15 protein-coding genes are annotated in these 20,204 nt (G+C 67.0%); 8 read left to right on the top strand and 7 right to left on the bottom strand.

Annotated features, from left to right (window positions below):
• The first annotated feature begins 1 nt into the window (after position 1).
• The 5 genes from AB4112_RS07090 to AB4112_RS07070 all read left to right on the top strand — a co-directional run bounded on the left by AB4112_RS07090 (position 2) and on the right by AB4112_RS07070 (position 4,984).
• The gene (locus AB4112_RS07090; RefSeq protein WP_441718328.1) at positions 2-1,111 is read left to right on the top strand and encodes an ABC transporter ATP-binding protein; all 1,110 of its coding nucleotides are present in this window, start codon (positions 2-4) and stop codon (positions 1,109-1,111) included.
• A 38-nt stretch (positions 1,112-1,149) separates the two neighbouring features.
• Positions 1,150-1,845, top strand: coding sequence for an RraA family protein (locus tag AB4112_RS07085; protein WP_309792656.1), 696 nt, complete (start codon positions 1,150-1,152; stop codon positions 1,843-1,845).
• Entirely contained in the window at positions 1,838-2,566 is a 729-nt protein-coding gene (locus AB4112_RS07080; protein ID WP_441718119.1) for an HpcH/HpaI aldolase family protein, read from the top strand. The genes AB4112_RS07085 and AB4112_RS07080 overlap by 8 nt, the downstream gene beginning before the upstream one ends.
• A gap of 14 nt (positions 2,567-2,580) precedes the next feature.
• Positions 2,581-4,188, top strand: a complete 1,608-nt coding sequence (locus tag AB4112_RS07075; protein WP_441718116.1) for a 5-guanidino-2-oxopentanoate decarboxylase — start codon at positions 2,581-2,583, stop codon at positions 4,186-4,188.
• A gap of 196 nt (positions 4,189-4,384) precedes the next feature.
• Positions 4,385-4,984, top strand: a complete 600-nt coding sequence (locus tag AB4112_RS07070) for a cation transporter (RefSeq protein ID WP_441718113.1) — start codon at positions 4,385-4,387, stop codon at positions 4,982-4,984.
• 102 nt (positions 4,985-5,086) lie between these two features.
• Here AB4112_RS07070 and AB4112_RS07065 read toward each other — a convergent pair whose 3' ends face one another.
• The 4 genes from AB4112_RS07065 to AB4112_RS07050 form a co-directional block, all read right to left on the bottom strand.
• Positions 5,087-8,212, bottom strand: a complete 3,126-nt coding sequence (locus tag AB4112_RS07065) for an efflux RND transporter permease subunit (RefSeq protein ID WP_441718111.1) — start codon at positions 8,210-8,212, stop codon at positions 5,087-5,089.
• The gene (locus AB4112_RS07060; RefSeq protein WP_441718108.1) at positions 8,209-9,327 is read right to left on the bottom strand and encodes an efflux RND transporter periplasmic adaptor subunit; all 1,119 of its coding nucleotides are present in this window, start codon (positions 9,325-9,327) and stop codon (positions 8,209-8,211) included. The genes AB4112_RS07065 and AB4112_RS07060 overlap by 4 nt, the downstream gene beginning before the upstream one ends.
• Positions 9,328-9,440: 113 nt before the next feature.
• The gene (locus AB4112_RS07055) at positions 9,441-9,968 is read right to left on the bottom strand and encodes a MarR family winged helix-turn-helix transcriptional regulator (protein WP_309792662.1); all 528 of its coding nucleotides are present in this window, start codon (positions 9,966-9,968) and stop codon (positions 9,441-9,443) included.
• Between the two features lie 161 nt (positions 9,969-10,129).
• Positions 10,130-10,987: a response regulator transcription factor gene (locus AB4112_RS07050; protein ID WP_441718104.1), complete on the bottom strand. Its 858-nt coding sequence runs from the start codon at positions 10,985-10,987 to the stop codon at positions 10,130-10,132.
• Positions 10,988-11,774: 787 nt separating this feature from the next.
• Between AB4112_RS07050 and AB4112_RS07045 the strand changes: the two genes are divergently transcribed.
• A complete protein-coding gene (locus AB4112_RS07045) occupies positions 11,775-12,728 on the top strand; it encodes an alpha/beta hydrolase (protein ID WP_441718101.1) in 954 nt (317 codons plus the stop codon).
• Between the two features lie 201 nt (positions 12,729-12,929).
• Positions 12,930-13,628: a response regulator transcription factor gene (locus AB4112_RS07040; protein ID WP_441718098.1), complete on the top strand. Its 699-nt coding sequence runs from the start codon at positions 12,930-12,932 to the stop codon at positions 13,626-13,628.
• An 89-nt stretch (positions 13,629-13,717) separates the two neighbouring features.
• On the opposite strand, the gene AB4112_RS07035 is transcribed toward AB4112_RS07040, so the two are convergent.
• From AB4112_RS07035 to AB4112_RS07025, 3 genes are all read right to left on the bottom strand, one after another.
• On the bottom strand, positions 13,718-14,623 hold the full coding sequence (locus AB4112_RS07035; protein ID WP_309792667.1) for a carbohydrate ABC transporter permease: 906 nt from the start codon (positions 14,621-14,623) through the stop codon (positions 13,718-13,720).
• 19 nt (positions 14,624-14,642) lie between these two features.
• Positions 14,643-15,629, bottom strand: a complete 987-nt coding sequence (locus tag AB4112_RS07030; protein ID WP_309792668.1) for a carbohydrate ABC transporter permease — start codon at positions 15,627-15,629, stop codon at positions 14,643-14,645.
• A 100-nt stretch (positions 15,630-15,729) separates the two neighbouring features.
• The gene (locus AB4112_RS07025; RefSeq protein WP_309792669.1) at positions 15,730-17,019 is read right to left on the bottom strand and encodes an ABC transporter substrate-binding protein; all 1,290 of its coding nucleotides are present in this window, start codon (positions 17,017-17,019) and stop codon (positions 15,730-15,732) included.
• 303 nt (positions 17,020-17,322) lie between these two features.
• Here AB4112_RS07025 and AB4112_RS07020 point away from each other — a divergent pair, with 303 nt between their 5' ends.
• Positions 17,323-20,193: an ATP-binding protein gene (locus AB4112_RS07020; protein ID WP_309792670.1), complete on the top strand. Its 2,871-nt coding sequence runs from the start codon at positions 17,323-17,325 to the stop codon at positions 20,191-20,193.
• Positions 20,194-20,204: the final 11 nt, after the last annotated feature.

Below are 20,204 nucleotides of genomic sequence, written 5' to 3'. Positions count from 1 at the left end.
CATGGAGTTCGCGGTCGAGCTGCGCGGCATCGCCAAGCGCTTCGCCAAGGTCGGCACGGTCGAGATCAACGCGGTGCGCGACATCGACCTGTCGATCGGGTGCGGCGAGTTCTTCACCCTGCTCGGCCCGTCGGGCTGCGGTAAGACCACGACGCTGCGCCTGGTCGCCGGGTTCGAGCAGCCGACCGCGGGCGAACTGCGGATCCAGGGCCGGTCGATGGTCGCGGTGCCGGCCCATCTGCGCCCGGTCAACACCGTGTTCCAGAGCTACGCCCTGTTCCCCCATCTGACCGTCGAGGACAATGTCGGCTTCGGCCTCGCGGTCAAGCGCGTGCCGCGACGCGAACGGGCCGAGCGGGTGCGCGAGGCGCTGGCGCTGGTGCGGATGGACGGCCGGGCCGGGCGCAAGCCGTCGGAGCTGTCCGGCGGGCAGCAGCAGCGCGTGGCCCTGGCCCGGGCCCTGGTCAATCGGCCCGCCGTCCTGCTGCTCGACGAGCCGTTCGGTGCGCTCGACCTCAAGCTGCGCCGCGAGATGCAGATCGAGCTGAAGCAGATGCAGCGGCGCCTCGGCATCACCTTCGTCTTCGTCACCCATGATCAGGAGGAGGCCCTGACCATGTCCGACCGAATCGCGGTGATGCATGACGGCCGCGTGCTGCAGGTCGACGATCCCGTCGGGATCTACGAGCGCCCGACCAGCCGCTTCAGCGCCGGCTTCATCGGCGAGATGAACTTTCTCGCCGCCACCGTGGCCGAGGCCGGACCGGACGGGGTGGCGCTGAAGGCGGCACACACGACCATCCGGCTGCCGCGGGGCGACCATGCCCTCGCCCCCGGCCAGGCGGTGACCCTGGCGATCCGGCCCGAAGCCCTGGCCTTCGCCGACGCCACGGAGGACGGCCCGGCGGAAGAGCGGGTCCGGATCGAGGGCCGGGTCCGCGACGCGATCTATATCGGTACCGACCGCCGCTACGCCGTCGACCTCGCCTCCGGCGAAACCATGCATGTGCGCCAGCAGAACTCGGCCGCCCGCCACCGGAGGGCGCCGGTCGTCGGCGATGCGGCCACCCTCTTCACCTGCGCCGGCGCGGTCCGGGTCCTTCTGGATTGACCGCGCCGGTGCCGACTTTTCAACGCAGGAGCCTTTGAATGGCCGTCCGCTCGTATCGCCTCGAGGCGATGCCGCCGCAGATCCCGGCGCCGATCCTGGATCGCTTCCGCGGCGTGGAGACCGCGACCGTCGGGCACTATCTCCATGACCGTTTCGTCGCCCCGGCGCTGCGCCCGCTGATCGACGGGCCGCGCATCGCCGGCACCGCCGTGACCGTGTCGATCCCCGGGCCGGATTCGACCCTGCTGTACCATGCGATGGACCGCGTGCGGCCGGGCGACGTCGTGGTGATCGACCGGGCCGGCGACCGGCAGCATGCCTGCTGGGGCGGCTTCATGGCCGCGGTGGCCAAACTGCGCGGCGTCGCCGGCGTGATCGTCGACGGCGCCGTGACCGACCCGGCCGCGATCCGCGAGGCTGGCGTCCCGACCTGGGCCCGCAGCATCTCGCCGATCACGACCAAGCTGCTCAATCTCGGCGGCGGCTTCAACATCCCGATCGCCTGCGGCGGCATCGCGGTCGCGCCGGGCGATGCCGTGCTGGCCGATGATTGCGGCATCCTGGTGCTGCCGCGCGACCAGGTCGAAGGGGTCAGCGACACCGCCCTCGCCGACCAGGCCGAGGAAGGGGAATGGCTGGCCAAGCTCCGCGGCGGGATGGCGCTGCAGGACATGGTCGACGTCGCCGCGATGCTGGCCGAGCGCGACCGCAAGGACGGAGGCGTCCATGGCTGAGCTGGATCTCAGCCGGCTGGCCGTGTGGCTGTCGACGCCGCACCAGGCGATGCTGGAGATCGCGCATGACGTCGGCTATCGCCGCGTGGTGCTGGATGTCGAGCACGGGCTGTTCGATCTCGACGCCACCGACAAGCTCGTGGCCCTCGCCCGGGCCCTGGGTATGGCCATCTTCGTCAAGGTGCTGGGCCCCGAGACGATCCCGATCCAGCAGGCGCTCGACATGGGCTGCGACGGCGTGATCATCCCGCATATCGAGGATGTGGCGCAGGCCGCGCGGGTGACCGCGGCGGCGAAGTACCCGCCGCTGGGCGGCCGCAGCTTCAGCGGCACCCGCCCGGCGCGCTATGGCGGGGCACCGCAGAGCTACTACGATGGCGAGAACCGCCGCACCCGCTGCTTCCCGATGATCGAATCCGCCGCGGCGCTCGCCGATGTCGAGGCGATCCTGGCCCTGCCGACGGTCGACGGCGTGTTCATGGGACCGAGCGACCTCTCGCTCAGCCGCGGCCGCGGCGCCTACCGCAATGGCCCGGAGGACCAGGCCGACCTGCGCCGCGTCGCGGCCGCCGCGACCCGCGCGGGCAAGCCGTGGATCATGCCGGCCTGGAGCGATGCGGAGCGCCGGCTGTCCGAACAGCTGGGCGTCGATTTCATGGTCGTGATCGACGAATTCGGCGCCCTCAGATGGGCGCTGACCGAAGCCGCCAAACCCGTCTGACCCGAGGCACCGCCATGACCATTGTTCCGTCCTGCGGCACCCAGCTGATGCACCTGCTGCGCGCCTATGGGGTCGACACCGTTTTCGGCATGCCGGGGGTGCACACGCTCGAGGCCTATCGCGGCATCGAGGCGGCGGGCATCCGCCACGTCGGCGTCCGGCACGAGCAGGGCGCCGGCTTCATGGCCGATGGCTATGCCCGCATCTCCGGCAAGCCCGGCGTGTGCCTGCTGATCTCCGGCCCTGGCGTGACCAATGCCGCGACGCCGATCGGCCAGGCCTATTCCGATTCCCAGCCGATGCTGGTGCTGTCGAGCGTCGCCGCGACCGAAGACCTGGGGATGGGGCGCGGCCGRCTGCACGAGATCACCGACCAGGCTCGGGTGACCGAGCCGCTGACCGCCTTCTCCGCCGTCGCCCACAGCCCGGCGCAGCTGCGCGAGCTGGTGGCCCGCGCCTTCGCCGTCTTCGCCTCGCAGCGCCCCCGCCCGGTCCACATCTCGATCCCGCTCGACGTCCTGAAGATGCCCGATCCGGCCGCTCCCCGCCGCCGGCAGGTCCCGGCCGCGGCGCGGCCCGATCCGGCGGCGGTCGAAGCGGCGGCCGGGCTTCTGCGCGGTGCCCGGCGGCCCCTGATCATCGCCGGCGGCGGCAGCATCGGCGCGGCGGCGGAGATCGTCGCCCTGGCCGAGGCCATCGGCGCCGCCGTCATCCCGACCATCGCCGCCAAGGGCGTCATTCCCGACGCGCATCCTCTGGCCCTCGAGGCGACGCTGGAGCGGCCCCTGACCCAGGCCTTCGTCGAGGCCGCCGATGTCGTCCTGGCCATCGGCACCGAGCTGGCCGAGCCGGATCTGTGGCGCGACGGGCCACTCGCCCTCGGCGGCCGGCTGATCCGGATCGACCTCGACCCGGCCGCGCTGACCCGCGACTACGATGTGGACGTGCCGATCCTCGGCAATGCCCGGTCGGCGGTTGCGATGATCCGCGCCGCCCTGGGGCCGACGGGGGCCGGGCACGGCTTCCACGGCACCGCCGAGATCGCCGCCCAGCGGGCGCGCGAACGAGCGACCCTGACGCCGCTGGAGCGCAAGCACCTTGCGGTGCTGGACGCGCTGCGCCGGGCCTTGCCGCCCGAAGGCGTGGTCTTCGCCGACATGACCCAGATCACCTACACCGGGTACTGCTACTTCCCCTGCCCCGCCCCCAAGCGGTGGATCTTCCCGGCCGGCTACGGCACGCTTGGCTTCGCCCTGCCGGCCGCGATCGGCGGCCAGATCGCGGCGCCGGGACAACCGACCGTGGCCCTGGTCGGGGACGGCGGCTTCCTGTTCACGCTGCAGGAGCTCGGCACCGCGGTCGAACTGAAGCTGCCGCTCGCGATCGTGCTGTGGAACAACGACAGCCTGGCTCAGATCCGGGACGGCATGACGGCCCGCGGCATCCCGACGATCGGCGTCAACCAGCGCAACCCCGACTACCTCAAGCTGGCCGAGGCTTTCGGCTGCCGCACCGCGCGACCCGACGGGCTGGCCGCATTCGAACACAGCCTGGCCGAGGCCTTCGCGGCCGAAGGGCCGACGGTGATCGAGCTGCGGGAGGACGCGTCGTTCCTGCCCTGACGATCCGGCGGTCGGGGCCGCGGTCGGACTGATGGACGTTCGCCGCGTCGGGCGGCGACCGTCTTGAGCCCTCTGTCGATCAGGGCTGGAGCAGGATGAATTTAGCTGGGATCATCTTCGGGCCGGGGTGAAGAAGTTTCGGCATCGCTGCGGGGTAGCGAAGCGGCGGGCGGCCTTGCAGATGGGAAGCGGCAGAATGGATGCTGTGGCCACCGAAATTGGCTTGCGTCGGGTCGTGCGCCGGGTCGCGGCGCTCAACCTCGGCTATTTCGGCATCGAGTTTGCCGTCGCTGTGGCCATCGGCTCGGTCTCGCTCTTCGCCGACAGCATCGACTTCCTCGAAGACGCATCGGTCAACCTGCTCATCATGCTGGGGCTGGGTTGGAGCGTGAGACAGCGGGCCAAACTCGGCATGGCGCTCGCCCTGATCCTGCTGGTTCCGGGAATCGCCACGCTTTGGGCGGCTTGGGAGAAGTTCATGGTACCCGTGCCGCCCGCGCCGGCGGCACTGACCCTTACCGGGACGGGTGCCATGATCGTCAACTTCACCTGCGCCCTGATGCTGGCACGTTTTCGCGAACATGGCGGCAGCCTGACCCGGGCCGCCTTCCTGTCCGCACGCAATGACGTCCTGGCCAACATCGCAATCATTCTCGCCGGAGTCGTCACCGCCTATCTCTGGTCGACCGCCTGGCCTGATCTCATCGTCGGGCTTGGTATCGCCGCGATGAACGCAGATGCAGCCCGCGAGGTGTGGCAGGCCGCCCGCGAAGAACATCGCGCGGCTTCTGCCTGAGGCCGCCGCGTCGAAACCGGTGGCATCCATTCCGATGGGCGTCGTCGCAGTCGCAGCTCGCCGGCAGGCCGGCGTGCCGTCCTGATCCTGTCGGTGCGTCTGTCACTCGGCGCCGGCCGGCGCGGGGATTGCCTCACGGTGTCCGCGACCCAAGCCGGTCCTGGCTTCAGGCGAGACGGCATCCGCCGGCTTCACGCGGAACCAGGCGGCGTAGAGCGCCGGCAGGAAAAGCAGGATGAGCACGGTGCCGATGGCCGTCCCGCCGATCAGCGTGTAGGCCATGGACCCCCAGAACACCGAATGGGTGAGCGGGACGAAGGCCAGCACGGCGGCGAGCGCCGTCAGGATCACGGGACGGGCGCGCTGCACGGTCGCCTCGACCACGGCGTGGTAGTCGTCGAGCCCGGCATCCTTGTTCTCCTTGATCTGCCCGATCAGGATCAGGGTGTTGCGCATCAGGATGCCGGCGAGCCCGATCAGCCCCAGGATGGCGTTGAAGCCGAAGGGCTGGTTGAAGGCGAGCAGGATCGGCACGGCGCCGACGAGGCCGAGCGGGGCGGTCAGCATCACCATGGCGGTCGCCGAGAAGGAGCGGACCTGCAGCATGATGAAGACCAGCATCAGGGCGACCATGATCGGGAACACGGCGGCGAGCGCGGCATTCGCCTTGCCCGCCTCCTCGATCGAGCCGCCCATCTCGATGCGGTAGCCCGCGGGCAGCGAGGCGATCAGCGGCTGCAGGGCCTGCATGACATGCTTCGAGACTTCGGGCGGCTGGGTGGCCTCGCCGATGTCGGAACGGACGGCGATCGTCGGGGTCCGGTCGCGCCGCTTCATGATCGGGTCTTCCATGCGCACCTCGGCGTGGCCGATCTGGTCGAGCGGGATCAGCCGCCCGTCGCGGCTGGTGAGCGAAAAGTCGGTGAGGCGGGCGGGGTCGAGCCGCTCTCCACCGGCGCTGCGGGCCACCACGTCGACGGTGCGGATGTTCTCGCGGACCTGGGTGACGGTGACGCCGGTGAGCAGGAACTGCAGCTGCTGCGCCGCCTCCGCCGGCGACAGGCCGATCAGGCGCAGCCGGTCCTGGTCGAGGACATAGCGCAGGGTCGGCACGCGGTTGCCCCAGTCGCGATTGGCCTGCTGCACGTCGGGCACGCCCCGCATGACGGCGAGGGCCTGCTCGGAAATCCGGCGCAGCTCTCCGGCGTCCGGCCCCATGATCCGGAACTCGACCGGGAACGGCGTATAGGGGCCGAACACCAGCTGGGTGATGCGCAGATGGGCCTCGGGCGCCAGCCCTTCGGCCACGGCCATGCGCAGCCGGTGCTTCAGGGCCTCGCGGGCCTCCGCGTCCGGCGTCAGGATGACGATCTTGGCGAAGGCAGGGTCGGGCAGTTCCGGGGACATGGCCAGGAAGAAGCGCGGCGCGCCCTGGCCGACATAGCTGGTGACGATCTGCGCCTCCGGCTGGTCCGCCAGCCAGCGCTCGACCGTCTCCACCGTCCGCTCCGTCGCCTCGATGCTCGTGCCTTCCGGCATGCGCACCTCGACCAGGACCTCGGGACGATCGGAGGTCGGGAAGAATTGCTGCTTCACCGCGCCCATGCCGATGACGGAGAGCATGAAGACAATCGCCACCGCGCCGCAGGTCAGGAATTTGTGGCGCACGGCGAAGGCGATGACCCGGCGCAGGCGCCGGTAGTTCGGCGTGTCGTAGATGGCGTGGTGCCCGCCTTCGACCGGCTTGATCTCGGGCAGCAGCTTCACGCCGAGATAGGGCGTGACGGCGACCGCCACGACCCAGGAGGCGATCAGGGCGAAGCCCACGATCCAGAAGATGTTGCCGGCATATTCGCCGGCGGTGGAGCGCGCGAAGCCGACCGGCATCAGCCCGACCACCGTCACCAGCGTGCCCGACAGCATCGGCGCCGCCGTATGGCTCCAGGCATAGGCCGCGGCCGCGATCCGGTCCATGCCTTCCTCCATCTTCACCACCATCACCTCGATGGCGATGATGGCATCGTCGACCAGCAGCCCGAGCGCGAGGATCAGGGCGCCGAGCGTGATGCGGTCGAAGAAGCGGCCGGTCTCCAGCATGACCAGGAAGACGACCGCGAGGGTGAGGGGAACCGCGGCCGCGACGACGATGCCGACCCGCCAGCCGAGGCTGAGCAGGCTGACCAGCAGCACGACCCCGAGCGCCATGAAGAACTTCAGCATGAACTCGTCGACCGACTCCGTGATGTTCACGGCCTGGTCGGTCACCTTGGTCAGGCTGAGCCCGAGCGGCAGGGCGCCGGCAACCTTCGCCGTTTCCGCCTCCAGCGCGCGGCCGAGGTCGAGGCCGTTCCAGCCGCCCTGCATCACCACGGACAGCATCAGCGCCGGCTCGCCCTGATGGCGGATGATGAAGGTCGCCGGGTCCTCGTATCCGCGCCGGACATCGGCGATGTCGGAGAGCTTGAGCGTGCGGCCGCCGGCGGCGATCGGCGTGTCGGCGATCTTCTGAAGGTCGTCATAGGCGCCGTCGAGGCGGATGAAGACCTGCGGTCCCTCGGTGTCGATCGAGCCCGCCGGGGTCACCGCGTTCTGCCGCTGCAGGGCGACGAAGATGTCCTGCGCCGAGACGCCGAGCGTGACCAGCTTGGCATAGGAGAACTCGACGAAGATGCGTTCCGGCCGTTCGCCGAGAATGTCGATCTTCTTGACCCCGGGCACCTGGAGCAGCTGCTGGCGGATCGCTTCGCCCTGCCTGACCAGCGCGCGCATCGGCATGCCCTTGGCCTTCAGCGCGTAGAGCGCGAAGCTGACATCCGAATATTCGTCGTTGACGAACGGGCCCATGGCCCCGGCGGGCAGGTTCCGGGCCTCGTCGCCCAGCTTCTTGCGGGCCTGGTAGAACTGCTCCTGCACCTCGGCCGGCGGGGTGCTGTCCTTCAGGGTGAGCGTCATGAAGGCCAGCCCGGGCCGCACCGTGGTCTCGACCCGGTCGTACCAGGCCAGCTCCTGGAGTCGCTTCTCGAGCGGCTCGGCGACGAGGTCCTGCATCTCCTGCGCCGTCGCGCCCGGCCAGGCGGTGGTGACAGTCAGCGTCTTCACGGTGAAGGCGGGATCCTCGGCGCGGCCGAGCTCGAGGAAGGCGAAGGCGCCGGCGATCGCGATCGCGATGATGAAGAACAGCGTCACCGCGCGCTCGCGGACGGCGAGCGCCGAAAGATTGAAGCTCATGGCGATTCCGCCTTTGCCACCACAATGCGGACGGTCTCGCCGTCATGGAGAAGATGGGCGCCCAGCGCTGCGATCCGCTCGCCGGGTTCGACGCCCGACACGATCGCCGTCTCCTCGCCGAGCCGGCGTATCGTCACCGATCTGAAGCCAACCGTGGATTTGTCCTGGTCGATCACCCAGACGCCGGTCTTGCCGCCGTCGTCCAGAATGGCGCCGATCGGGACCTCGACGTCCTGGGCGGCATCGGCATCCGCGATCCACAGCGTCACCGTCGCACCCAGCGGTGCCGATGCCGCATCGCCATCCAGCACGTAGCGCGCCTCATAGGTCCTGGTCTGCGGGTCGGCTGAATCCGACAATTGCCGCAGGCGCGCGGGCCAGCGCCGCTTATCGAGGCCATAGACGGTCGCCTCGGCCTGCGAGCCCAGGATCGGCCTGACCGTCTCGGGAAGTGCCACGATGGCCTCGCGCGGCCCGGCATGGGCGAGCCTCACCACCACCTGTCCGGCCGAGACGACCTGGCCGGGCTCGCCGAGCGTCTCCACGACGACGCCGTCCGCGTCGGCCTCGAGGGTGGAATAGCCGGCCTCGTTCGCGGCGACCCTGGCCTCGGCTTCGGCGGCGGCGAGCTGCGCCTCGGCGGAATCCAGCGCCGCCTTTGCCTGCTCGTGGCGCTGCTTCGTCGCCCATCCCTTCGCAACGAGATCGGCGTATCTCTTGTCGTCCGCGCGGGCCTGCACGGTGACCGCGCGGGCGGCGGCGGCCGCGTTCTGCCTGGCGGTCAGGGCGAGGCGCAGGTCATTCTCGTCGATGCGCATGAGCGGCTGGCCGGCGGCGACGCGCTCGCCGATGTCGACCATGCGTTCGACGATCTTGCCGGGCACGCGGAAGCCGAGATTGCTTTGCACCCGCGCCGATATCGAGCCGGTGAATGCGCGCTCGACATGCCCGAGCGTCTTGGCCTCGGCGATCGCGATAATCGGCGGAACGCTGCGCGGATCGCCATCGTCCTGCGCCCTCCGCTCTTCGGCCGCTCCGGAGACCACGAGGAGGCTCACCCCGCCTGCAGCCAGCAACGGGAAAGCCACGAAGAGCAGAAGGTGCATCTTTTTCATGAGCGGATTTCCGATGGCAGGAACCGGCATTGCGGGAGGCTGGATCGGCCGCGTGCCGCCATTTCAGTGTATATGCACCTATATGCCGGACCTTCGAGGTTCGCGCCCATCGTTCAGCCCCTGCCCACAACCTGGAAGCGCTCCAGCGAGGAGGTCAGTTGCGCGAATTCTTCCGGCGGGAAGCCCGCAGTAACCGCCCGCTGAGCCTGATGCCAACCTTCTTCGGCACCGGCGAGAATCTCCTCGCCGGCCTCCGTCAAGGTGATGCGCCGCGCCCGCGCATCGTGCTCGTCGGTGTATACGCGCAGAAGCTCGCGCCGGGACAACGGCTTCAGGTTCTTGGTCAAGGTTGTGCGGTCCATCCCGAGCGCCTCCGCCAATTCGCCGATGGTCGGGGACCGGAGATGCTTGAGCGTGATGAGGACGGAGAACTGCCAGTTGTTGATCCCGAGCGACCGGAACGCTTCGTCGAAACGACGACCGATGATCCGCCCTGCCCGCTGGATGCGCCGGCACAGGCAGGTGCGGGCGATCAGGTCGGCGGTTTCGTCGTCGAGAGCTTGCGAAGGTGACATGCCGCCCAAAATAGGTGCATACGAACCTATCGTCAAGAGCGCGATCCGGCCGGCCGTGCTGTCCAACCGGCCTGGCTCGGATGCAGGCCAACATGGCATGAATTGTCCGCGGGCGGTTTTGCCCCGTGGCGTTGAAACGGGCTACGGAGACTTGGGGCACCTGACCCACACGCGGCCGCTGCGCGGCAGGAGAGCCGAGTGTCGGGAACCGGAGCGGAGGCTCGCATCTAGCTGGCAACGACGCTGTAGATCCCGCGCCGATATGCCACTCCGATTGCCTCGCTTCGAGCTCCGTCGACACCAGCCGGGCCAGCAGGATGGTCGGGAACAGCTGGCCATACAGCCCCCCCGGATTGGCGCGCGCTCCCGCGCATCTCGGCTGGCAGCGCTTCCCAGACGCGAACGAGTTCGGCGACGGACCTCAGCTGCATCTTGCGCATGGCGTTGCCGCGGTGGAGCTTGACGGTGACCTCGCTGATCCCGAGGTCATAGGCGGTCTGTTTGTTGACACGGCCTTGCGCCACGGCGCACATCACCTGCCGCTCGCGCAGCGTCAAGGTCTTGTAGCGGTCGACATGCAACCGGACGATCCGGGCCTTGGCGCGCTGCGCAGCATCCATCGCAACGCCCGCGATCACGGCGTCCAGCAGCGCCTGGTCCCGCACCGGCTTGGTGAGAAAATCAACGGCGCCGGCCTTCATCGCCTGAACCGTCATGGGGATGTCGCCATGGCCGGTGAGAAAGATGATCGGCTTGGCGTTGCCGTTCTGGGCGAGATGTCGCTGCAGATCGAGGCCGCTCGTCCCCGGCATCCGCACTTCCAGGATCATGCAGCCGGGGGCGTCCAGCAGATCTGCGTCGAGGAATTCACGGGCCGATGCGAAGCAGACCGGTCGGAAGCCCGCCGACAGGATCAACTCCGACAGCGCCTCTCGAACCGACGCTTGGCCATCGACGATGATGACGAGCGCTTGGTCCGCTTCGCTCCTCCGCTGGGGCGACAACGGTGCCGATCTCGCCAGGAGCAGCTGGCCGACGTGCATGATCACCTCCATGTCTCGGTTTGCTTGAAGCGTCGTCGACATCGGGGCCGGGTCCTGATCCGCAATTTCCGATCAGCGGCACGGGCGATTCCGGACGCGCCTTGCGGCGCTGAACCGGGCCTGCGGCTCCCGGACGGTGAAATGGCCGCCCCTCTCGCGCCTGTCGCCGTGGATCAGCTTCAGATGCCCTGCTCCGACGAGCTCTTGTTTGCTGTCTCGACTTTGACGCCGATCCGCAGAATTCTCCCAGTTAGAATTCGTTAAGCCAGGTTAATCGGCGTCGTCGAAGTGGCCGCCTCGCGCGAATTCGTCCGTCCCTCGGCATAACCGGCGCTGTAATGCACACCGATACCAACATATTATTTATGGACATCGAGGCATGGACTATTGTCGGTTTCGCCGCGATTTCTCCCCCCAAACGCGGCATGTGGCCTAGCCTTCATTCCCCCCCATGAAGCAGCCACAAACTCGACGCGCTGTCTTTCCCCCCAGCAGCGCTGGCGGCCCGGCCACGCGAGTTGAAGCCTCGCCCGCGGCCGGGCCGCATTTGTCTCAGGCTTGCAGCACCGCTCGCCGCCAGTCCGTGGCATCCGACCGCTCGTCCGTCGGGTTGCCACACTGCTCCGAACCCGGATTTACCAGTCTTAACTCGAACCGGCGTTCGAACAGGCGCAGCTTTTCTTCAGTCAGGCGCCTTCGGGAGTCCGCCGCCGATGCGCGATCCGGTGCATAGACCACTGCAGAGAATGTTGGACAGGCGGTCCGCGCGAGGCTGCGGCGGATCCGTCCCTGAACTCCGATATCGCGCGAGCCGAGCCGAGGTTACAGAATGAATGACGCCAGTTGGATTCTCGAGCCGATAACGCAGGACTTTCTCGATACGATCGGCGGGAACCCCGACCTGTGCCGCCTGTCGCCTGAGGAAGCACGCCGCGCGCTGGTCCGGATTCAGGCCGGCGCCGTCGGACGGCCCTCCGCTCGGATCGAGGACATGTCATTTCCGGTCGGGCCGACCGGATCGGTGGCCGTCAGGATCGTCCGGCCCAGTGATGCTCAAAAGATCTTGCCGGTCATCGTCTACATCCATGGCGGCGGCTGGTGTCTCGGAGATGCCGACACTCACGACCGGGTCGTACGGGAGTTGGCCGTCGCCGCGGGCGCGGCGCTGTTCTTTGTGGACTACGACCGCTCACCCGAGGCGCGGTATCCGGTTGCCCTGGAGCAGATCTATGCGGTCACCGCTTATGTCGCCGCTCACGGGGAGAGCCTCGGTGTGGACCCCACCAGGCTTGCAGTCGTCGGAGACGGCGCGGGTGGCAACATGGCCGCCGCGGTCACGCTCCTCGCGATGCAACGCCGCGGTCCGAAGATCGATCTGCAGATCCTGTTCTATCCGATCACGGATGCCGATTTCACCACATCCTCGTACCAAACCTTCGCAAACGGACCGTGGCTGACGAAGGCCGCCATGGAACGGTTCTGGGATGCCTATCTTCCCGACGCCGCGTTGCGAAACGAGATCACCGCGGCACCCCTGCGGGCCTCCGTCGACCAATTGCGTGGATTGCCCGATGCACTGATCATCGTCGCGGAGAACGATGTTCTTCGCGACGACGGCGAAGGCTACGCCCGCCTGCTCATCAGGGCCGGCGTGAGGGCGACCTCGGTCCGCTACAGCGGCACCATTCACGGGTTCGTCGTGCTGAATGCGTTGGCGGACACGCCGGCAACGCGAAGCGCCATTGCTCAGGCGGTCGCCGCTCTGCGCTCCGTCCTGGATTGAGGCCCGGTCCACCAGCAATAGCGACATCCGAGACGCTCCGCGCAACAAACAGTGGAGGAACAAATGATATCACATTCATATCACGTAAGATCCGCACAAATCCGTTGCAGCCCTCTCCCGGAGATCGGTCTTGCACGGAGCAGATCCACTGAGCCAGCTCGCATCGACTTCCCGGAACGCCGCAGTTTGCTTAACCCGGGCTTGGATCGCGACGCGCCGTCGAACCCTGTCGTCGCGAACGCTCCGTCGTCATCGGATGCCGGCTGCGCGCCGACCGTCTTCATCGTCGACGACGACATATCCGTCCGCGAGTCTCTCGCGGAACTCGTCCGGATTTCGGGCTGGCGCGCAGAGGCCTTCGGATCCGCATTCGAGTTCCTGGAGCGTCCCCATGCATCGGTCCCGAGTTGCGTTGTCCTGGACCTTCGGCTTCCCGACTTGAGCGGTCTCGAGCTTCAGAGACGCATCGCGGCGGAGCGCAGCGAAATGCCGGTCATCTTCCTGACCGGCCACAGCGACGTTCCGGTCGCGGTCCAGGCCATGAAGGCCGGAGCGATCGAGTTCTTCATGAAGCCGTTTGACCACGAGGAACTCCTGACAGCGATCGATCGCGCATTGGAGGTCAGCAGGACCAGGCTGGAACATGAGGCGGGAGTGCTTGCCCTCCGCAGGCGCCACGAAACGCTCAGCGGTCGCGAGCGCGAGGTCATGGCGTTGGTCGCCACCGGGCTCCTCAACAAGCAGGTCGGCTTCGAGCTGGGCATCAGCGAAATCACCGTGAAGGCCCATCGCGGCAGGGTCATGCGGAAGATGAAGGCGTGTTCCCTGGCTGACCTGATCGCGATGGCGGCAAGGCTTAGCTTGCCAACACCGCTGGGACGCGATCGCGCCTTCATCTGAGAGCCGCCACGGCGACATCCGGCGAGGTCGGGAAGCCTGGGGGTCTGCCCCGGGCGATAGGATCCCGCCTTCCTTTGTCGGCAACACCGCTACAGCTTCGTCACGCCTTCAGCCAGACCCTTGAAGAACAGTTTCTGGGCGAAGGCGAAGGCGACGATGCCGGGCGTGGTCACAATGATGTACACCGCCGCGAGATTGGGCCAGGACCAATGGCCCTGCCCGCCTTGAGCCACGGCCAGGACAACTGGCATCGTGCGCCGTGCCTCGTCGTCGATCAGCGTCACGCACAGCAGATACTCACCCCACGCCGCGACGAAGTTGACGATGAAGATGACCACGAGACCGTTGCGCACCATGGGCAGGCCCACCATCCACAGCGTCCGCCAGGGACCGGCGCCGTCGACTCGCGCGGCGTCGATGACCTCACGCGGAACAAGCTGGAACATGCTGCGCATGATCAGCACGCTGATCGCCAGCTGAAGGGTGACATAGGGCAGGATAAGGCCGGCGGTGCTGTTGATCAGCCCGAGCCAGCGCTGGGTCTCGTAGATGCTGATCAGCGACACGACGCGAACCGGGAAATAGAGCGAGACCAGCAGAATGGTGATCACCAGCCCGGTGCCGCGCGGCCTCAGATGCACGAGCGCGTATCCGGCCATGACGGAGCAGCACATGGTGATCAGCACCGTGCTGAAAGTGACGTACACGCTGTTGAACAGGTTGATCGGCAGCGTGGTGATACGCTCGAACACGTAGGAATAATGAGTGAAGTCAAGCTGCCTCGGGAAGAGATCGCCGCGCATCGCGTCGGGCAGCGTCTTCACCGACATGAACAGCACCCAGACCAGCGGCAGCAGGATGATCAGCAGAAAGAGATTGATCACCAGATGGCGGGCGACCGCGGCCCGCTTGCGCCTGGACCAGCCCGGCCTGGCTTGCCCGCCGATCGCCCGCTTTGCCGCGACCCGGCTGCGATGAATGGCTTCAAGGCTCATTGGCAGCTCGATCCCACCGTCAGTCCTTGGCCCGGAACAGCCGAAGCAGCAGCACCATGACGAGCATCATGGCGAGTGCCCCGATCATCCCGATCGCCGCGGCGTAGCCTTGCCTCCACAGGCCGAGCTTGAAGGCCTGGTCATACATGAAGATCGTCCAGGTGTAGGTCGGCGAGGCCCGGTTGAAGCCGCCGAAGATCAGATACTCGTCGATCACCGCCATCGCGGTTCCGAAGCGCAGGACGACCAGCACCATCATAATCGGCGCAAGCCGAGGCCGGGTGACATACCAGAAGATCTGCCACTCATTCGCCCCGTCGATGCGCGCGGCTTCCGGCAGATCCTTGGGGATCGCGGCGAGGCCGGCGAGAAAGAAGATGGTGTGGTAGCCCAGCCCCCACCACACTTCCATGATGGCGATCGAGGGCAGCGTCAGCGGCGTCCCGCCCAGCCACTGCGGCGCGTTCTGCAAGGTGAACAGGCCGACCGTCTCGACCAGAAAATGATTAATCGGACCCGCCTGGTAGTTATACATCCACTTCCACAGCACGAAGATGAGCGTGCTCGGGATAACCGCCGGAATCAGCAGGACGACGCGGTAGAAGGTCGCCACGCGCGCGTTCGTCACCCGATCCACGAGGATTGCCAGGAGCAGCGGCAGAATGATCGTCCCGGGCAGGAACATGATGGTGAACAGCGCGGCACGCCCGAGGCCGGCCCACAGCAGGGGATCCTGCAGGGCATCGGCATAGTTCCCGAGCCAGATCCATTTGGCGGGCTGATTGGACAGGAATTGATAGTCGGTGAAGCTGATCCAGAGGACGCGCAGGATCGGGTAGATCTGATACAGGGCGAAGAACACCAAGGCCGGCAGCAGGAACAGCCACGGACCGGCGGCCCGGCGCAGCTGGACCGCCTGGCGGCGCAAGGGAACCGCCGCTGCGGGCCGGTATAGGGTCATATCGTCCTTGCCTGAAGAATCCGCTCGAAACTCGGCGCGCATCATCCGCAAGGCCCAAGGACCCCGCGGCTTCTAACCCTTACTGACGGCCAGGCGCTACTCCGGCGGCAGGCCGCATCCGGCAAGCCTGTCCGCCGGCCGTGCGTCAGCCTTTCTTGACCTCGGCATTGACCGCTTCGGCGACCTTCTGCATGGCGACCTTCGGGTCGGCCTCCTCACCCTTCAGGTAGGCCTCCCAGATCGGCTTGCCGATGACGAACTGCTGCAATCCGAACAGGTGGTTGCTGATCGCCTTGGCCCTGTCGAGCTGGTCGCGAACCAGGGTCACGAAGTCCGGCATCCAGTCGGGCTTGTTGGCGCGCCATTCGGCATAGATGGATTTGTAGGGCGGCAGCTGCCCCGGATGGCCGCTCGGGGTCCCCACGATCGAGTCTTTCCAGATCTGCCTGTCGTAGGTCAGGGCCTTGACGTATTCCGCTGCCTTTTCCTTGTTCTGGCCGTGCTTGAACAACGCGCAGCCGGTGGTCCAGAACACGGTCGAGCCTTCGCCGTTGGCGAATTTGGGCAATGGCCCGAGGTGCAGGGCGTTGGGATCGTCCCAATTCGTTGCCATGCGCAGCGGCGCGTTGAAGTACTTGAAGTAGAGGCCGACGCGTTGAGCGGCGAAGGCGACCTCGTCCGGGGTTCCATTGACACCGGCATCCGATGCGCCTTCGAGCAGAACATCGGGATTGGCGACCGCCATGATCTGCTTCATCAGCTTCAGCGCTTCGATCGCCGGCTCGCTGGTGAAGTCGAACAGGCCCTCCGGCGTATAGACATGGGAGCTCATGCTGTGCGCGATCGGCGCCAGCGAGCGCCAGCCGTGGCTGTCGAAGGTGGCCCCCCATGGCGCCGCCTGCTTGTCCACGATCGTCTTGGCCGCGGCCAGGACATCGTCCCAGGTCGCCGGCGCGGCATCGGCCACCCCTGCCTTGCTCGTCAGGCCCGAATGCCATCCCGTGCCGATGACATCCAGAAGAAACGGCCAGCTGTAGAGCTTCCCGTCGATCGTGCATTCCTCGCGGATCGATGGAAGGAGATCATCGATCACGTCCTTCGGGATGTACTTGTCCCACGGCTCAATCACGCCGGCCTTGACCAGGGCCGACATCTCCACGAAGGGAGTCTGGCCGACATAGACGTCCCAGGTGCTTTCGTTGTTTTTCGCTTCGGCGACAAAGCGTTCGATGCCGAACCCCTCGACCGGCGCAACCTGGCTATTGATGCCGGGAAACTTGGCGTTCACCTCCGAGATCGCAGGGTGGAAGTTCTGGATCCACTGGTAGACGGTGGGTGTCAGCGGACGGTCTGCCGCATAGGCTGCGCCAATACCCATCTTCGCGACGGCTCCGACCCCGGCCAAGCTCAGCCCCGCCGTGATGCTTCGCGTCATGAGATCGCGTCTGTTAATACTTCCAAAATAAAGAGGAGTACATTCCGCTGTCTGGAGGAATTTTTGCCTCTGCCGGACGGTCATTGGACGTCTCCGGATTATGCTCTTTAATCGAACAGCAAAGTTTTCCATGATTCCGGGGGCAGAGCAATACGGACCTCGCCCCTTTGTTTGTCAGTACCGGGCGTTGACCGTGCCCGTCGATCGCGGGACGATATGCGAGGCCAGCGAGGACAGCGCCCGCATGGCTTGGATGGGGCTTCTAGCAGGCGCCATCAGATTCACGAGCCGAAGGGGCGAAGAGTGACCGGGTACGAGGCTGAGAAGCCGAGCGAGATCTCCTTTGGCGCTTTCCGACTGCTGCCCGCGCAACAGCTGCTGCTCGAAGGCGACAAGCCGGTTCACCTCGGCAGTCGTGCCCGCGACATCCTCGTCGCCCTTCTCGAGCGGCCGGGCCAGGTCCTGAGCAAGCAGGAGCTGCTCGACCGCGTATGGCCCAACACCTTCGTGGAAGAGGGCAATCTGAAGGTCCATGTCGCCGCCCTGCGCCGCGCCCTCGGCGACGGACAAGCCGGCAGGCGCTTCATCGCGAACATCCCGGGACGCGGCTACAGCTTCGTAGCACCCGTCGATCGCGGTCTCGTGCTCGGCGATGTCGACCGGCAGATCGAGGCGATTGAGGCGCGGCAGGATCTGCCGATGCCGCTCACGCGCATGGTCGGCCGTTCCGACACGGTGGCCGCCCTGTCCGCGCAAGTCACCCGGCAGCGCTTCGTCACCATCGTCGGCGCCGGCGGCATCGGCAAGACGACGGTCGCGGTTGCCGTCGCCGACACCCTGGCCGGCAGCTTCAAGGACGGTGTCCGCTTCGTCGACCTCGCCCCTCTCTCCGATCCGCTGCTGGCGCCGGGCGCGCTGGCGACCGTCCTCGGGGTCGGCGTGGGGTCGGAAAGGCCGCTGCCGAACGTGATCACCTTCCTGCGGGAAAAGCACCTGCTGATCGTGCTCGACAACTGCGAACACGTCGTCGAAGCCGCAGCAAGGATGGCGGAGGACGTGCTGAAGGGAGCCCCGCGGGTCCATATCCTGGCGACAAGCAGGGAAGCCCTCCGTTCCGAGGGCGAGCGCGTGCACCGGCTTGCGCCGCTGGCCTTTCCGCAGAGCGGCACCGAGCTTACGGCCGCCGAGGCCCTGGCGTTTCCCTCGGTTCAGCTGTTCGTCGAACGGGCCGCCGCATGCCTCGACGCCTTTGAGCTCGGCGATGCCGAGGCGCCGCTCGTCGCCGAGATATGCCGGCGCCTCGACGGAATCGCGCTGGCCATCGAGATCGTCGCGGGGCGTGTCGACACGTTCGGCATCGCCGGGCTCGCGGCGCGGCTGAACGAGCGCTTCAGCTTGCTGTTGCGTGGTCGCCGCACCGCCCTGCCCCGCCATCAGACACTGCACACGACGCTCGACTGGAGCTACGACCTGCTGCCGGAGCTGCAGCAGGTCGTGCTCCGCCGCCTGGCCGTATTTGCCGGCATGTTCACGATGGAATCGGCGAGCGCCGTTCTGGCCGACGGCGATACGCCTCCGTCCGAGATCGTCGATGCGATCGCCGATCTGATCGCCAAATCCCTGGTCACGGCCAGCCTGGATGCGGCCGTGGCGCTCTACCGCCTGCTCGACACCACCCGTGCCTATGCGCTGGTCAAGCTCGACGAATGCACCGAACACGACCGGTTCGCGCGGCGCCACGCCGAGCACTATCGGGCTTTGCTCGAACAGGCCTATGGGAAATGGGAGCGCGAGCCCGCAACCGATTGGCTCCCACGTTACCGGCACAACATCGACAATGTCAGAGCCGCGCTCGACTGGACCTTTTCGCCCATCGGCGATGTGGCCACGGGCGTCGCATTGACGGTCCTCGCCATCCCGCTCTGGTTTCATCTTTCGCTCACCAGGGAGTGCGAGGAACGGGTCGACCGCGCTCTGGCCGCGCCCGAGACCAGCCGGACTCTGGACCAGGAGATGCGCCTGCACGCGGCGCGCGCCTGGTCCTTGATGCAGACGAAGGGCCTGGGGTCGGAGACTATGGCTGCATGGCACCGGGCTCTCGAAACCTCCGAGCGGCAGGAAAATCGCGACTACCAGTTGCGGGCCCTGTGGGGCCTGTGGGCTGGCTTGCTGAACAAGGGCGAGTTCCGCGAGGCGCTGGCGCTCGCGAGGAGGTTTTCCGAGCTTGCCGCCAGCGCAGGCGACAAGCTCGGCATCCTGGTCGGAGACCGGATGGTCGGCTACATCCTGCATCTCCTGGGCGACCAGGCCGAGGCGCGCCACACCATCGAACGCATGCTGGGCAGATACGAGGTTCCGGTCATCGGCGCCCAGCTGAACCGCTTTGTCTTCGACCAACGCGCCATGGCCCGGTGCTTTCTTGCGCGGATCCTTTGGCTGCAGGGCCGGCCGAAGCAGGCCGTGCTCCTGGTCAAGAGCATTGTCGACGGCGCCGCCTCTGGGAACGATACCCTAACCCTTTGTCAGGTCCTGGTTCACGCCGCGTGCCCCGTTGCCCTGTTCGTCGGCGATCTGCCGCTGGTCGAGCACTACGTCTCGATGCTGATCGACAATGCGGCCGAAGGGCTCGGTTTCTGGCAAGGCTGGGGCCGGTGCTTCCGAGGCGTCCTGCTCATCAAACGCGGTGACCTCGATGGCGGGCTGGCCGAACTCGAGGCCGCCCTGGCGGAGTTCCGCGAGATCCAGTACGGCGTCTATTACATCGTCTTCCAGAGCGAGTTCGCCTCCGCCCTCGGGCGTGCCGGAAACATCGCCGAGGGATTGGCGGCGATCGACGAAGCCCTGGTGCGATCCGAGCAGAATGACGAGCGATGGTACTTCGCCGAGATCCTCCGGATCAAAGGCGAGCTGATCCTGTCCTACAGTGCGCCCGATGGGTCGCGCGAGGCCGAGTTGTACTATCACCGATCGCTCGAATGGGCCCGCCGGCAGCAGACGATCGCGTGGGAATTGCGAACGGCGGCGAGCCTCGCGCGGCTGTGGAAGGATCAAAATCGAGCCGGCGAGGCGCTCGCGCTCCTCGCGCCTATCTACGATCGCTTCGCCGAAGGGCAGGACACGCACGATCTCATGGTCGCGCAGGAGCTGCTGCAGGAGCTCCGGGCAAGCAGCTGACACCGCCGATG

Source organism: Inquilinus sp. 2KB_23, from assembly GCF_052115705.1.
GTDB classification, from domain to species: Bacteria; Pseudomonadota; Alphaproteobacteria; order DSM-16000; family Inquilinaceae; genus Inquilinus; species Inquilinus ginsengisoli_A.
The sequence above is the reverse complement of the archived record's forward strand: the minus strand, read 5'-3'. Positions and strand labels throughout refer to the sequence as shown.

What these genes read in the sequence shown, in the direction of transcription:
- AB4112_RS07025 (WP_309792669.1), bottom strand. Translation starts at nt 17,019, where the DNA reads ATGACGCGAAGCATCACGGCGGGGCTGAGCTTGGCCGGGGTCGGAGCC.
- AB4112_RS07035 (WP_309792667.1), bottom strand. Translation starts at nt 14,623, where the DNA reads ATGAGCCTTGAAGCCATTCATCGCAGCCGGGTCGCGGCAAAGCGGGCG.
- AB4112_RS07085 (WP_309792656.1), top strand. Translation starts at nt 1,150, where the DNA reads ATGGCCGTCCGCTCGTATCGCCTCGAGGCGATGCCGCCGCAGATCCCG.
- AB4112_RS07080 (WP_441718119.1), top strand. Translation starts at nt 1,838, where the DNA reads ATGGCTGAGCTGGATCTCAGCCGGCTGGCCGTGTGGCTGTCGACGCCG.
- AB4112_RS07070 (WP_441718113.1), top strand. Translation starts at nt 4,385, where the DNA reads ATGGATGCTGTGGCCACCGAAATTGGCTTGCGTCGGGTCGTGCGCCGG.
- AB4112_RS07060 (WP_441718108.1), bottom strand. Translation starts at nt 9,327, where the DNA reads ATGAAAAAGATGCACCTTCTGCTCTTCGTGGCTTTCCCGTTGCTGGCT.
- AB4112_RS07030 (WP_309792668.1), bottom strand. Translation starts at nt 15,629, where the DNA reads ATGATGCGCGCCGAGTTTCGAGCGGATTCTTCAGGCAAGGACGATATG.
- AB4112_RS07050 (WP_441718104.1), bottom strand. Translation starts at nt 10,987, where the DNA reads ATGTCGACGACGCTTCAAGCAAACCGAGACATGGAGGTGATCATGCAC.
- AB4112_RS07090 (WP_441718328.1), top strand. Translation starts at nt 2, where the DNA reads ATGGAGTTCGCGGTCGAGCTGCGCGGCATCGCCAAGCGCTTCGCCAAG.
- AB4112_RS07065 (WP_441718111.1), bottom strand. Translation starts at nt 8,212, where the DNA reads ATGAGCTTCAATCTTTCGGCGCTCGCCGTCCGCGAGCGCGCGGTGACG.
- AB4112_RS07045 (WP_441718101.1), top strand. Translation starts at nt 11,775, where the DNA reads ATGAATGACGCCAGTTGGATTCTCGAGCCGATAACGCAGGACTTTCTC.